At 36.6% G+C, this 13,655-nt stretch carries 14 protein-coding genes; 9 read left to right on the top strand and 5 right to left on the bottom strand.

All coding sequences use genetic code 11. The features are described 5' to 3' along the window. The first annotated feature begins 484 nt into the window (after positions 1-484). Together EKM66_RS07350 and EKM66_RS07345 are read left to right on the top strand one after the other, a co-directional pair. Positions 485-1,345, top strand: a complete 861-nt coding sequence (locus EKM66_RS07350) for a DUF3737 family protein (RefSeq protein ID WP_125763142.1) — start codon at positions 485-487, stop codon at positions 1,343-1,345. Next, positions 1,338-2,504 (top strand): MalY/PatB family protein, encoded by a 1,167-nt coding sequence (locus EKM66_RS07345; RefSeq protein ID WP_125763140.1) that lies wholly within the window; start codon positions 1,338-1,340, stop codon positions 2,502-2,504. Before EKM66_RS07350 ends, EKM66_RS07345 begins: the two co-directional genes overlap by 8 nt. 131 nt (positions 2,505-2,635) lie before the next feature. Here EKM66_RS07345 and EKM66_RS07340 read toward each other — a convergent pair whose 3' ends face one another. Together EKM66_RS07340 and hemH are read right to left on the bottom strand one after the other, a co-directional pair. Next, positions 2,636-3,952: an Nramp family divalent metal transporter gene (locus EKM66_RS07340; RefSeq protein WP_125763138.1), complete on the bottom strand. Its 1,317-nt coding sequence runs from the start codon at positions 3,950-3,952 to the stop codon at positions 2,636-2,638. After that, positions 3,952-4,893 (bottom strand): ferrochelatase, encoded by a 942-nt coding sequence (gene hemH, locus EKM66_RS07335; RefSeq protein WP_125763136.1) that lies wholly within the window; start codon positions 4,891-4,893, stop codon positions 3,952-3,954. The genes EKM66_RS07340 and hemH overlap by 1 nt, the downstream gene beginning before the upstream one ends. Before the next feature lie 94 nt (positions 4,894-4,987). On the opposite strand from hemH, the gene EKM66_RS07330 reads away from it, so the two are divergent. Further along, complete coding sequence (locus tag EKM66_RS07330; RefSeq protein WP_125763134.1) at positions 4,988-5,797, top strand: SDR family NAD(P)-dependent oxidoreductase; 810 nt, start codon at positions 4,988-4,990, stop codon at positions 5,795-5,797. Positions 5,798-5,881: 84 nt separating this feature from the next. Next, on the top strand, positions 5,882-6,310 hold the full coding sequence (locus tag EKM66_RS07325) for a Fur family transcriptional regulator (RefSeq protein ID WP_125763132.1): 429 nt from the start codon (positions 5,882-5,884) through the stop codon (positions 6,308-6,310). Positions 6,311-6,355: 45 nt separating this feature from the next. Here the strand turns inward: EKM66_RS07325 and EKM66_RS12560 are convergent, their stop codons facing one another. Then, entirely contained in the window at positions 6,356-6,466 is a 111-nt protein-coding gene (locus EKM66_RS12560; protein WP_164505080.1) for a putative metal homeostasis protein, read from the bottom strand. Further along, a complete protein-coding gene (locus EKM66_RS07320) occupies positions 6,466-7,377 on the bottom strand; it encodes a metal ABC transporter solute-binding protein (protein ID WP_125763130.1) in 912 nt (303 codons plus the stop codon). The genes EKM66_RS12560 and EKM66_RS07320 overlap by 1 nt, the downstream gene beginning before the upstream one ends. A gap of 423 nt (positions 7,378-7,800) precedes the next feature. On the opposite strand from EKM66_RS07320, the gene EKM66_RS07315 reads away from it, so the two are divergent. Both EKM66_RS07315 and EKM66_RS07310 read left to right on the top strand, forming a co-directional pair. Beyond that, complete coding sequence (locus EKM66_RS07315) at positions 7,801-9,135, top strand: PTS sugar transporter subunit IIC (RefSeq protein ID WP_125763128.1); 1,335 nt, start codon at positions 7,801-7,803, stop codon at positions 9,133-9,135. 10 nt (positions 9,136-9,145) lie between these two features. After that, positions 9,146-10,069, top strand: coding sequence for a DUF7916 family protein (locus EKM66_RS07310; protein ID WP_125763126.1), 924 nt, complete (start codon positions 9,146-9,148; stop codon positions 10,067-10,069). Between the two features lie 16 nt (positions 10,070-10,085). Here the strand turns inward: EKM66_RS07310 and EKM66_RS07305 are convergent, their stop codons facing one another. Next, complete coding sequence (locus tag EKM66_RS07305) at positions 10,086-10,793, bottom strand: GntR family transcriptional regulator (RefSeq protein WP_125763124.1); 708 nt, start codon at positions 10,791-10,793, stop codon at positions 10,086-10,088. Between the two features lie 230 nt (positions 10,794-11,023). Here EKM66_RS07305 and EKM66_RS07300 point away from each other — a divergent pair, with 230 nt between their 5' ends. Genes EKM66_RS07300 through EKM66_RS07290 form a run of 3 tightly spaced genes read left to right on the top strand, consistent with a single transcriptional unit; the run spans position 11,024 to position 13,560 of the window. After that, positions 11,024-11,947, top strand: coding sequence for a PTS mannose/fructose/sorbose transporter subunit IIAB (locus EKM66_RS07300; RefSeq protein ID WP_125763121.1), 924 nt, complete (start codon positions 11,024-11,026; stop codon positions 11,945-11,947). Between the two features lie 16 nt (positions 11,948-11,963). Further along, complete coding sequence (locus EKM66_RS07295) at positions 11,964-12,764, top strand: PTS mannose/fructose/sorbose/N-acetylgalactosamine transporter subunit IIC (protein ID WP_125763119.1); 801 nt, start codon at positions 11,964-11,966, stop codon at positions 12,762-12,764. Next, positions 12,748-13,560 (top strand): PTS system mannose/fructose/sorbose family transporter subunit IID, encoded by an 813-nt coding sequence (locus EKM66_RS07290; protein ID WP_125763117.1) that lies wholly within the window; start codon positions 12,748-12,750, stop codon positions 13,558-13,560. The genes EKM66_RS07295 and EKM66_RS07290 overlap by 17 nt, the downstream gene beginning before the upstream one ends. Positions 13,561-13,655: the final 95 nt, after the last annotated feature.

Genomic DNA, 13,655 nt, shown 5'->3' with positions numbered 1-13,655 from the left:
TTAATGAACCGCCGTATACGGAACCGTACGTACGGTGGTGTGAGAGGTCGGTAATTAAAATTACCTCCTACTCGATCAAGCAAACATTCTCAACTCTTCCGACTATTCTGTTTTGTGTTGCTAAATACAATTTAGTATTCTACTAATTTAGAATAGTCGGAAGGACTTAAAATAATCTCCAGCTATGAAAGTAATGTAATGGTTTTAACCATTACGTTACCAGACGAGTTTGGAGACTTACGGGTTTTGTAAGGCTTCAAATCGAGACACGAGACCGCACTTTAGGCTCGGGTCGGTCTGCATAGCAGGTGATTATTTTAAGTTCTGGAGACTCCTGCCTTTTATATCTGTACAGGACGTCTCTGCAATTTAGAGTAGGATTCAGGTTACAATTAGCAATAAAAATAAAAGTTTTGAAATATTCCTTGCCTTGAAGTGTACTTCATGGTGTTAAATACAGATAATGAAGGAAGGAAATATATTTATGACTAATTATGAAAATAAGTTCTTTACTGGCGAGCGTTCTTTGTTCGGTGAAAAAGACGCCGTCATCTCAAACACTACTTTTGGAGAAGGTGAATCTCCTCTAAAGGAAAGTCGCAATATTAATATTGATAACACAATTTTTAAGTGGAAATATCCTCTTTGGTATAGCAAGCATATCAATGTTGATCATTCTATTTTTGAAACTATGTCTCGTTCAGGTATTTGGTACACTGACGATATTAAGATAACAAATAGTGCTTTACAGGCACCTAAGTTGTTTCGTCGTGGCAAGGATATTGAATTAACTAATGTTCATTTTTCAGATGCTGAAGAGACTCTTTGGACTTGTCAAAATATCAAATTAGACAACGTTCAAGTTAATGGTAATTACTTTGGCAAGGATAGCGAGAATATTCGAGTTGATAATTCTAGTTTTATTGGCAATTATATTTTTGATAGTGCCAAAAATGTTGAAGTTCACAATTCAACTTTTGTATCTAAAGATGCATTTTGGAATTGTGACAATGTCGTTATCTATGACTCAACTATCAATGGTGAGTATTTGGCTTGGAATACCAAGAATCTAACTTTGATCAATTGTACGATTGAGAGTGATCAGGGTCTTTGTTACATCGACCATTTAACAATGAAGAATTGTAAGTTGCTTCAAACTGACTTGGCCTTTGAATACTGTTCAAATGTTGATGCAGACATCACTTCAAGTATTATGAGTGTTAAGAATCCTATTAATGGTAAGATTCACGCTGAATCAATCGGTGAAATTATTTTTGACGATGACGATATTGATGCAAGTAAGACTGAGATCAAGTGTGATACTGAGGCATCAGCCAATGTCTAAGTATGATTTTGAGACGACGATAGATCGCCGCAAGACAGACTCTGTAAAATGGGATGTTGCTGATAACGAATTGCCAATGTGGGTCGCTGATATGGACTTCAAAACAGCTCCAGAAATTATCACAGCGATTGAGAAGAAAGCCCAAGATGGTATCTTCGGTTATGAAGAGCCTCATTCTGACTATTTCAATGCCGTGGCTGATTGGTATGGAAGTGAACATGGTACTCGTCCTAAGAATGATTGGATGATGTTTGTCACAGGAGTTGTTCCAGCTATTTCATCAGCTGTTCGTCGTGTGACTTCGGTTGGAGATAATGTCTTGGTTCAAGCTCCGGTATACAATATTTTTTATAATTCAATTATTAACAATGGCCGTCATGTCTTATCGAATAATCTGGTTTATAACAATTATGACTATGAAATTGACTTCGATGACCTCGAATCCAAATTGGCGGAACCATTAACTACTATGATGATTTTGTGTAATCCACATAACCCTGTAGGTAAGATTTGGTCGAGGGATAACTTGGAAAGAATCGCACAACTGTGTAATCAATACCATGTAACTTTGTTGAGTGACGAGATCCATGGTGATCTAACCTTTGGTGCTCAATACACACCGATGTTTTCACTGGATGAAAGTTTGATCCAAAACTTAATTGTCTGCGTTTCACCAAGCAAAACTTTTAATGTTGCCGCAATGCACGCCGCAACTATTATTGTTCCTAATGAAGACCTACGTTCTAAAGTTAGCCGTGGCATCAATACTGATGAGCTGGCTGAGCCTAATTCATTTGCTATTCCGGTTACGATTGCTGCTTATGAGCATGGTCATGAATGGTTGGCTGAGTTGAAGCAAAAGTTGGAAGAGAATCACAGATTGGTTTCTGAATTCTTGAGTGCTGAATTACCTGAAGTTAAGTTGATCCCATCACAAGCCACTTACTTGTTATGGATCGATACTTCTAAGGTGTCAGATGACTCACAAGAACTTGCAGGATTCATTCGTAAAGAAACGGGATTGTACTTGTCAGCTGGTAATGTGTATGGTGGAAATGGCGATGACTTCTTGAGGTTAAATATTGCTTGTCCTACTGAGACTGTTCGTGATGGATTGAACCGTTTGAAAATGGGAATAAAGAAGTATCAAAAGGGTTGATAGTAGCCGTTTTAGAGTTGAAAAAATAATTAAATGAACTTTTTATTGTTTAGAAAAAGGAGCCATATCTTACTTGTATTATTAAATATCAAGTAAGGTATGACTCCTTTTATGATTCCAATTTAAAAATTTCACAGGATTGAAAAAATCAATCTTAAATTCAAAAGGGTAATAATTGTAGTTAAAGTTAATCCGAGTATCATTGTTAGCTTATTGTTAACGTGTCTTCCCATGAGCTTCTTATTGCTGGTCAGAATTATCATTGGATAGAGTGTGAACGGCAAGGCGACACTCAAGGCGATTTGGGCATACACGATTAGATTCTCAAAGTCCTGTTCTTTGAATCCAACGGCAAAGCCCATAAATAGAATGGGAATCAGGGTTACTAATCTGGTTAACAGTCGTCTTTGCCATAATGGTAGTCGAATATTGAGATATCCCTCCATAACTATTTGTCCGGATAAGGTGCTGGTAATGGACGAGATCAATCCGGTCAGAAGTAATGCAAAGGCAAATAATTCACTCATGATGGGACTGGCTAGAGTTCCAACGATATTAGCACTCTTCAATCCGTTGAAGACGTCTTCAAAATTTGCCAGATTACTATTGGTGTGGAAGAATAGTGTTCCTCCAAGCACTAGCAATAAGGCGTTTATCAAGAAGGCCGCAACGAGGTGAACATTCGAATCCCATTTTGCAAAGCGCAGAGCCTCATCAACTTGGGCCGGGTCGTTGTGATCATATCTGCGACTTTGAGCTAGTGATGAATGGAGATAAATATTGTGTGGCATGATAGTAGCTCCCATGATACCTAAGCTGATAATAAGCTTCTTATGATTCTGCCACAGGTCATTAGTTGGCAATAGGCCAGTAGAAATAGTAGCCAAATTAGGGTGAGCCCTAAATACTTCGATGCCGAAAATGATCCCTACAGTCAAGATGGCAGCTAAAACAATAAATTCAATGCGACGGATTCCGAATCTGAGAAATAATAAAACAATTAAGACATCTAATATAGTTAGTAAAATACCGTAAAGTAAAGGTAGTCCAAATAATAATCGCAAAGCTACAGCTGTACCGATAACACCAGTCATGTCAGTCGCAACCATAGCCAATTCATTAATGATCCACAAAATATAACGTCCAGATTTGGGGATTTTGGCTGATATTGCCTGAGCTAGATCTTGTCTAGCAACGACTCCTAGTTTGATCGACAATGTTTGCATAAACATGGCTACTATAATCGACATTAGTAGTACCGATAATAATTCGTAACGATATTCACTGCCACCAGACAAAGATGTCAGCCAATTACCAGGATCCATGTATCCAACTGCAACTAACGCACCAGGACCACTGTACGCTAGGAACTTTTGTAGGAATGATGTTTCGTAAACACTAGGAACTTCAACACTTTCGTGAATCTCTTCGAGACTTTTCTTCTCCATTAGTCAGCCTCATTCATTCTTGATTGTGCCAAATCAGCTAAAAATTGACTAAAGTCAGGATTATCATTCATTGGTGGAACCAATTTGAAGTTGTCTCCACCGCTAGCCTTGAAGGATTGATAGTTTTGAACGTTATCTTCTTCAAGTGTTTCCAAGCAATCGACGACAAATGATGGTGTCACTATCAAGACATTACGCTTGCCCATGGCAACCAATTGATTGAGTTCATTTTTCAAGTATGGTTTGAGCCAAGGCATTGGTCCGAATTTTGATTGATAAGCCGTTTTGATTTTTTCAGACGGAAAATTCAATAATTTGATAGTTTGAGCGGTAGTTTCAACACATTGTTCTTGATAAGGATCACCGTGTTTGACCATAGCTGTCGGGATACTGTGGTAACTGAAGATCAACTCGTCGTAGTCGTTGGCATCTAAGTATGGCTGAATCGTTTCGGCAAGTATCTTGATGTATTCCGGTTGATCATAGAAGTGCTTGATAATTTTGATTGGTACATTGGCAGCTTCTGCCTGGTCAATGATCGATTGACTGGAGCTCTGAGTATATTGTGGAAATAGCGGCAGGACGACTATTTTGTCACATTTTTGGGCCATAAGTTTTAGAGTCTCAACAATATCAGGTTGTCCGTAGGTCATTGCCATTTGAACGTTCCAATTGGGCAATAATTGTCGGATATTGTCACGGATCATTTTGGTATATGCAATCAGTGGTGAGCCGGCCTTAGTCCAAATGTGTTTGTAGAAGGTCGATGAACGCCAGGTTCTTGTTGGTAAGATTATGCCATTTAGGATCGGTTGCCAAACCGCCTTAGGCATTTCTATAACATTTGTATCGCTAAGGAATTCTTTCAAGTATGATTTAACGTCCTCAGAATTGGGTGATGCGGGTGAACCTAAGTTGACTAATAAAAGTCCATTTTTCATAATTATCAAACCTCCCGTATATGTAACTCAATTATAGAATATAATTGGTAAAGCGATTACAATAATATTAATACTAGTAGGAAGAGGAATGAATATGGCAAAAGTAGCGATAATTACAGGTATTTCATCAGGAATGGGACATGCAGCAGCACTATATTTTCATGAGAATGGCTTCGAAGTCTATGGTGGGGCACGTCGGGTAGAGAAATTAGAAGATTTGAAGGATGCTGGCATTCATACACAACGCTTGGATGTAACGGATAAGTTGTCATTGCGTGAATTAGTTGACCGTGTGGTTGCTGAACAAGGCAAAATCGATGTATTAGTCAATAATGCTGGCTATGGTGAATATGGCCCACTAGAAGAGATACCAATCGAAAATGCCCAGAAACAATTTGATGTTAACTTGTTTGGCGTTGACCGTCTAACTCAATTGGTACTTCCGGTTATGCGTCGACAAGGTTATGGCCGAATTATTAATATCTCGTCTATTGCTGGAGACATGTACACACCATTAGGTGGCTGGTATCACGCTACCAAAGCAGGATTGAATATGTGGAGTGACGCTCTAGATCAAGAAGTTCGTCAATTCGGAATTCGCTCAGTTGTCGTGCAACCAGGTGGAACAAAGTCGGAATGGAGCCATGTGGCAGTTGATAACGCCAGAAAGAATCTATCTGATAATTCACCATATGAGCCACTAGTTGATAAACTAGATGAGCTTTTATCTAGTTCATTTTTTGGAGCAACTTCTGAGGATTTGGCCAAAGTATTCTATAAGGCAGCCACTGATGTTCATCCAAAGCGTCGCTACTTTAATGCTTGGACCGATCATGCAATTGTTACTTTTGCTAGAACGATGCCCAATTCTTATAAGTTTTTGATATCCAAAATAATGAAGTAAACAACTACTCCAAAACAGCTATGCATGGAAATCTGTTCAAATATGTTACACTGATTTAAGAATATAAAGCATAGGTGAGGGTCTTTGGAAGAAGCAATTAAAATTTTACGAGATAACCACTATAAGGTAACTAAACAGCGTATGGATCTGATTGATTTTCTCAGTAATTATACAGAGAATTACGTTCCCATAAGTTCTGTTGATGATTATATGAAGTCAATTTACCCTGGTATCAGTAATAATACAGTTTATCGGAATTTAAAAGAGTTCTCTGATATTGGATTAGTCGAGTATCAAGAGAAGAACAAGACGATGATCAAGTTCCAATGTGACTTTGATCAGATGCATCATCATCATTTTATCTGTTCTAATTGTGGCAAGGTAATTGAACTGAAAGCTTGTCCGTTGAGCTTCTTTACGGATCAATTACCGGGATGCGAAGTTGAATCGCATGCCATTGAAATCTATGGACTTTGTCCAGAATGTGCAGCTGAGAAGATAGCACAAGCATAGTTACATACACAAAAAGCCAACCGAATCGCGATTTCGGTTGGCTTTTTATTTTTTGCGTTTAATATCAGTTAAGACCTTTTTAGCACGACGTCTTGTTTTGATGTTCTTAGATTTTAAACGACGAAGTGAACTTGCACGATCAACTTTTTCAGCCATTATTGCTCCTTCTCGAGAATCTTATTTAATTGCTGGTATTGAGATAACATCCATTCTTTGTACGTTTTGTTAGCTGGTAATGTTTCTGTGACTTTTAGGATAGGGATGCTGTTTTCCTTTGCCAGAGCAATCATATTGTCGACAGTTTTGCTGTCGGACTGTGAATTATACACTAGGAATGAAATTTTGTGGTCTTTTATGCCTTGACGCATATTTTTGATAATGGTTGGTGATGGATCAGTACCATTTTCGACTGCCTTTTCAAAGTCCTTGTTGCCGACCTTGAATCCCATAGCTTGAATGGAGTAGTCAAAGACAGGTTCACTGACGTAGACATCTTTATTTGTAGTTTTGCCAGCAACTTCGGTTAGCTTATCCAATTCATTCTGGACTGGCTTTAATGAAGTAATGTATTTTTTAGCGTTATTTTCAAAATACTTTTTGTTTTTCGGCTGCTTCTTACTGAGTTCCTTTGCTAATTGATTAGCTAGGGCAGGCATGGTTTGTGGATTGTACCAAACGTGAGGATTAGCGCCAGTTTTCTTATCCAAAATGTTTTCACCAACTTTGATGAAAGCACCGTTCTTATTCTTAGAAAGCTTGTTCATCCATGAGTCATATCCGAGACCATTGGCAATCGTGATGTCTGCACCACTAACGTCCTTGGCGACCTTTGTCGTTGGTTCGTAATCATGTGGATCGACTCCGGGTTTGTTGATGATAGATTCAACACTCCCTTTGTTACCAACAACTGCCTTGGCAACTTCACCATAAAAATCTGTCGTTGCTACGATTTTTATTTTGGATTTATCTGATGCAGTTTTATTTGAATTGTTGCAGCCAGTTAGCAGTATTCCCAAGAATATAATACCGATAGTAGTTAATATGATTCTGAGTTTTTTCAAATGCATTTATTCCTTCTCCTTAAATCGTAATTATTACTATTTAAGAATATATGAATTAGAGAAAATTGTAAATAGTAATAGTTATCATTTGCGGATAATTTTTGTTATAAGATATTTGATTTTAAATTTAAATGAATAGTCGCAACTATGTTTGATCAGTGCTGCATAACACACACGTATTTTAGCAAAACGAATACTAGGGGAGAGATTCTTTGTTTTTTAAGTTACATGTTATTTTTCCAATGCATTGTTTATACCGTAGTGGATAAAATTCATTAAAATTATTATATTAATTTCATATTCGTAATTTAGGTTACAAGATATTCAAATTATTAAAAATTAAATATTAAAATTTGTAGACGGGAGTATTAAAGGTAACATATACTCTTTATCAAGTAACCGGTTGCAATACAAATACGGAGTTGGAGTATGAAAAATGAAAAGGAATCAGGATTAAACAGTTTTATTGAGAAAAAATTATTACCTGTTGCAGCGAAGTTGGGTTCGCTGAAACCACTAATTGCTATTCGTGATGGTATATCATTGGCTATGCCGTTGATTATTGTTGGATCAGTATTTTTGATTTTGACCAATTTTCCAGTTGAATCATGGACGAATTGGCTGAATAGCACTTCATTTCATGGAGTCAGTATTGCTGATGTTTTCAATAAAATAACCAATGGCTCATTCGGACTATTAGGAATGATAAGTTCTTTTGGTATCGCATCAAGTTTTGCTGAGCAATATGAGACTGATGGGAAATCAGCAGGGGTAATTGCAGTCGGATCATTTTTTGTTGTTACGCCAAGTATTATGACTAGTGGGAAGACAACTCTTGAAGGAATGCCATATGGATATATGGGAAGTAAAGGTTTGTTTATTGCCATTATATTGGGATTAATTACTGGATGGATTTTCCAATGGTTTATTAATCACAATATTCAAATTGTTTTGCCAGATACTGTTCCACCTGCTGTTGCAAAATCGTTTAGTGCTTTAATTCCAGGAGCAGTAATTGTTACTTTGTTTGGGGCTTTATATGCAATTTTTGCATGGACGGATTTGGGTAATATCCATGAGATATTATTGATTGTATTAGGTGGACCGTTGGGACTGCTGGGTAATACGTTGGGTGGAACAGTCATTGCTGTAATGCTCAACAGTTTGTTCTGGTTTGTGGGTATCCATGGCGGTAATGTTGTTAATCCAATTATTTCACCAATTTGGTTGATGAATGCTGATGCCAATCGTGTATTATTGAAGGCCGGAAATCTTGATTTAGAGCATGGTGGACATATTATTACTGCACCATTTATTGATAGTTTTGTCTTTATTGGTGGTAGCGGGGCAACATTAGGACTGGTTCTGTGTATTGGCTTATTAGTTATTATGAAAAAAGCAAGTAAGGAATCAGAGATTCTAGCTCCACTGACCATCATGCCCGGAATATTCAAGATAAATGAGCCTGCAATGTTTGGTTTACCTATTGTTTTGAATACTACACTAATAATTCCTTTTGTATTAGCACCAGTTATGAACGCAATTATTGCTTATGTTGCAATGTCGTTAAAAATAGTTCCGTTAACCGTAGGAGTTGTTATGCCTTGGACCACTCCACCTTTTGTTTCAGGTTTCTTAGCAACAAATAGTTGGGTAGGATCTGCACTACAACTACTATTGATAGTTTTAGATATGGCTATCTATATGCCCTTTATGATCACTATGAATCGTCAACAATTAATTCGTGAGCAAAAAATTGATTAAGGAGAAAATAATGGTTAAGAGATTGATCAGTGCAAATACTAGTGAGGTCTTGTCGATGAATGGCGAAGATCTGAAACAAAGTATCAAAGCATCCGAGGGGAGAGTGCTTCTTAGTGAGAATGTTGTAATGCATCAAAGTGGGGATGGAATTACAACCTCAGAAAAAGCTGCGGCCTTTGGGGCTGATATGATTTTATTAAATGCCTTGGATGTGTTTAATCCCGTTATTTTGGGATTATACGATGGGGAAGAAGATATAAATACAGCTAAACCTCATAATGATGCAATTAAGAGACTAAAGAAATTAGTTGGTCGTCCAATTGGTGTTAACTTAGAACCTGTTGATTCAGAAGCCGACATGTCAGAAGATTTACGTGTAATTCCGGAAGGTCGAATGGCAAGTGAGAAAACTTTAATAAAGGCTGAGTCACTTGGTATGAATTTTGTTTGTTTAACTGGTAATCCTGGAACAGGAGTTACCAATTCTCAAATTGCTGCGAATATAAAAATTGCTAAAAAATGTTTTAGTGGTTTGATAATAGCAGGTAAAATGCATGGTGCTGGGGTGAATGAACCGGTTGTGAGTATTGAGTCAACACAGGAGTTTCTTGATGCAGGTGCGGATGTAATTCTTGTTCCAGCTGTTGGAACTGTTCCTGAGCTTGATGATTCAGATTTAAAACCGATTGTTAAGTTGGCGCATAGTGCAGGTGCACTTGTAATGAGTACTATAGGTACTAGTCAGGAAGGATCTGGAGCCAGATACATGGAAAATATTGCAATCAGAAATAAAGTGATTGGTGTTGATATTCAACATGTTGGAGATGCCGCATGGAACTGTCAATCGCCATTTGAAAATATTTATGCATTGAGTAAAGCCATTCGTGGTGAGCGTCACGCCATCCAACGTATGTCTAGATCCATTAATAGATAAAAAATAGAAGTGAATGCTAAACGGCATTCACTTCTATTTTTGTCTTGAAATATTTCCAGTGTTTATAGCTCACAATATATTCAGCCACAGTTCCATCGGGAAGATAAGAGTGTTTAATTTGTTTCACAGCTGGTTCTCTAAAACTTAATTTTAACAAGTTAGTGATTTTAGAATCGTTTGGAAAAACTATTTCATTGGTTTCAACGGAAGAGAAAGAGTAAAAATCAATATTGAAATCTTTGCGAATCTTATCATAGATGCTTGAATAATCATTAATGTTATTAAAATTGGTATCTTTTATAAATTTTTTTGGTAGATAAGTTATGGGGAGAAGATATGGTGTTTTTCCAAAGAACCTTAGTCTGCAAACTCTATAGTAAATGTCATCTTCTGTAAGACCAAGTTCATTCAGTATATCTTTCGAGTTCCCCTTTTCAATAGACAATACCTTTACATTTTCTTCGCCAAGAGGGTGTAATTCTATATCGGAAAATTTAACACTCTGGGATACTTTTGATTTGGTGACAAAAGTTCCTTTCCCTTGGATCCTATAAAGATAACCAGCTGATGTTAATTCATTCAAAGCCTTTACGGCGGTAATTGAGCTAACGTTATATTCTTTTTTTATATCTGATTCAGAATAGAATCTATCTCCAGGAATAAAAGTATGATTTTTGATTTCTGATAGCAAATCTGTTTTTATTTGTTCGTATTTTGGAATCATAAATAAATGCCTCCAATGGAATAAAATATAATATTCGATCAGCATAGCATGTTAAGTTTGATTAATCAATTACATCAAATTTGGCATATAATACCACGAATAAACAACAACACACAAAAGATAACATGTTAACACATTCCGTTTACGGACAACTTAATATGTGCTATATTCTGTTTTGCGGAATTGTTAATATGTTAAGTGTAAGCGGTTACACTTTCTGGAGGGATCAAATGAGAAATATTATTTTAATTAGTCATGGAGAAATGGCTATTGGAGTCAAGTCCAGTCTTGAAATGATTATTGGTAAGCAGAGTAATGTCCATACCGTTATTCTGAAAGCTGACAGTGACAATATTCAATTTGAAAAAGACTTGAAAAAGCAAATGAATGAATTAAAAGGTGAATCGATAATAATTGCAGATTTACTTGGAGGTACTCCATGTAATGTTGCGCTAAAGAACTATGTTGATGATGAGAATGTTGAAATAATTGCTGGAATGTCCTTACCGTTGGCAATTGAAGCAACTCTGAATCAAGAATCGACAGTTGACGAATTAATAGACTCGTCCTCTGAGGGAACTGTGAATGTAAAAAAACAAGTAGAACATACTAAGGTCCCTAGTGAGAATGCTTCTGATAATGATTTAAGCAAGTACGAGAAATACAAAGGCAAGGCTAACATCGTAAATGTTCGTATTGATGAGAGATTGATTCATGGGCAAGTTGCAGGAATTTGGTCAACTAGTCTAGATACTCAAAGAATTGTTGTTATTAATGATGACGCGGCTTCTAATGAGTTACAAAAATCGTCGTTAAGAATGGCAGCTCCGACTGCAATGAGATTATCTGTGTTAACAATCAAAGATGCGGTTAGGAATATTCAGGCTGGTAAATATGGACAACAACGAATTTTCCTATTGTTTAAAAATCCAACAGATGTTCTTAGATATACTGAAGCTGGGGGGCTTCTGGAATCCATTAATGTCGGAAATATGAGTTATAAGGATGGCTCTAGAGAAGTTACTAAGAGTATTCAGGTAACTGAACAAGAAGAAATAGTTTTTGAGAAATTAAGCTCTAAAGGAATTAATATAACTGCTCAATTAGTTCCTAATGATCCATCAATCGATTTTATGAAAAAATTAGAGGACTAATTTAGGAGGAAGAATTATGCATTTGGCTATGTATCAAATTATTCTTATAACGATTTATGCTTTTATAGCAATTAATGATTCACTTATTTCAAACACATTAACTCAGCCAGCAATAGCAGGTATGGTTTCTGGTCTTATTATGGGTGATCTGAAAACTGGGTTAATGGTTGGAGGAACATTACAACTTATGAAGTTAGGATTAGCTGCTTTTGGTGGGGCATCTATTCCGGATTATTTTACCGGATCTGTTCTAGGTACGGCATTTGCGATTATCTCTGGTAAAGGTGCAGAGTACGGTATTGGACTAGCAGTCCCTGTGTCATTATTAATGCTCCAATTAGATGTTGCCGCACGTTTTTGCAATGTTTTCTTGTTACATCGAATTGATAAGGCAATTGATAGAATGCAAATTAAAAAAATTCCACATTTAGTATTATCAGGATCCCTTCTTTGGGGACTATCACGCTGTATCCCAATTCTATTGATGCTTCTAGTTGGTGATGCTGCTGTAACTACCTTAACCAATAATATGCCTGTATGGTTGATGAATGGTTTGAAGACAGCAGGAGGGGTTCTTCCAGTTGTCGGTGTTGCAATATTGCTTCGCTATTTACCAGCAAAACAATATATTCCTTACTTGTTACTAGGCTTCTTCTTGGCAGCATATCTGAAAGTTCCGATGCTTGGAGTTGCAATTATTGGTGTAATAGCAGCGATGATTGTATTTAAAATAAATAGTAACAAGAAGACTAACAATGATAACAGTGCTGTAACTAGTTCGGGAACTTTTGAAGGGGGATATGATGGCGATGAATAATAATCAAGTAATTACAAAAAGGGATTTGAATAATATTAGTTGGCGTTACATTTTGGGAAGTCAATTAAATTGGAATTACGAAAGAATGATGAGTTCTGGTTATCTGTATGGTATTTTGCCGGTACTCCAAAAACTATACGGTAATGATGACAAAGAATTACAAGATATGTTGAGAACTCATAATCAATTTTTTAATACTAATGCTATTTTTGGTAATTTGATTATGGGAATAGACGTTGCTATTGAGGAAGAAAATGGGTACAAATCTAAGAATACGATTGTAGCTCTAAAAACTGCGTTAATGGGATCATTAGCAGGTGTTGGTGATTCGATGTTCCATGTTATATGGGGAACTATTTTCGGCTCAATCGCTGGTACTCTGGCACAAAGCGGATCCGTTGTTGGTTGTATAATTTGGATCATCGCAAATATTGCGTTGCTATTTGGACGTGCGGCATTATTGCCACTTGGTTACAAGCAGGGAGTTAAATTAGTAACAACTTTGAAAGATAAACTAGCAGCCTTTACAGATGCGGCTACGGTATTGGGTATCACTGTTATTGGAGCTTTAATCCCTTCTGTAATCAATGCTACGGTTCCATTTATATATAAGCACAATGGTGTTAAATTAGTAATTCAAGATACATTAGATCAAATCTTACCAGCATTGGTTCCAGTGTTATTAGTTGCATTAACATATTGGATGCTTGGAAATAAGAAGTTAAATTCTACAAAAGTTATTTGGATTATTTTAATTCTGTCAATTGTGTTAAGCGCCTTTGGTATTTTAGCTTAATTTTATTAATTTGGGGTATTTAGATCGTTCATGATTTAAATACTTTTTATTTTTTTGAAAAAGTATAATACATTGTGCATCAAATATCTTATGTA

It is taken from the genome of Companilactobacillus hulinensis (assembly GCF_003946555.1).
Lineage (GTDB): Bacteria > Bacillota > Bacilli > Lactobacillales > Lactobacillaceae > Companilactobacillus > Companilactobacillus hulinensis.
The sequence above is the reverse complement of the archived record's forward strand: the minus strand, read 5'-3'. Positions and strand labels throughout refer to the sequence as shown.

Coding starts and splice junctions, on each gene's coding strand:
- hemH (WP_125763136.1), bottom strand. CDS start 4,893: ATGAAAAATGGACTTTTATTAGTCAACTTAGGTTCACCCGCATCACCC.
- EKM66_RS07310 (WP_125763126.1), top strand. CDS start 9,146: ATGGTTAAGAGATTGATCAGTGCAAATACTAGTGAGGTCTTGTCGATG.
- EKM66_RS07350 (WP_125763142.1), top strand. CDS start 485: ATGACTAATTATGAAAATAAGTTCTTTACTGGCGAGCGTTCTTTGTTC.
- EKM66_RS07295 (WP_125763119.1), top strand. CDS start 11,964: ATGCATTTGGCTATGTATCAAATTATTCTTATAACGATTTATGCTTTT.
- EKM66_RS07340 (WP_125763138.1), bottom strand. CDS start 3,952: ATGGAGAAGAAAAGTCTCGAAGAGATTCACGAAAGTGTTGAAGTTCCT.
- EKM66_RS07345 (WP_125763140.1), top strand. CDS start 1,338: ATGTCTAAGTATGATTTTGAGACGACGATAGATCGCCGCAAGACAGAC.
- EKM66_RS07290 (WP_125763117.1), top strand. CDS start 12,748: ATGATGGCGATGAATAATAATCAAGTAATTACAAAAAGGGATTTGAAT.
- EKM66_RS07300 (WP_125763121.1), top strand. CDS start 11,024: ATGAGAAATATTATTTTAATTAGTCATGGAGAAATGGCTATTGGAGTC.
- EKM66_RS07330 (WP_125763134.1), top strand. CDS start 4,988: ATGGCAAAAGTAGCGATAATTACAGGTATTTCATCAGGAATGGGACAT.
- EKM66_RS07320 (WP_125763130.1), bottom strand. CDS start 7,377: ATGCATTTGAAAAAACTCAGAATCATATTAACTACTATCGGTATTATA.
- EKM66_RS12560 (WP_164505080.1), bottom strand. CDS start 6,466: ATGGCTGAAAAAGTTGATCGTGCAAGTTCACTTCGTCGTTTAAAATCT.
- EKM66_RS07315 (WP_125763128.1), top strand. CDS start 7,801: ATGAAAAATGAAAAGGAATCAGGATTAAACAGTTTTATTGAGAAAAAA.
- EKM66_RS07305 (WP_125763124.1), bottom strand. CDS start 10,793: ATGATTCCAAAATACGAACAAATAAAAACAGATTTGCTATCAGAAATC.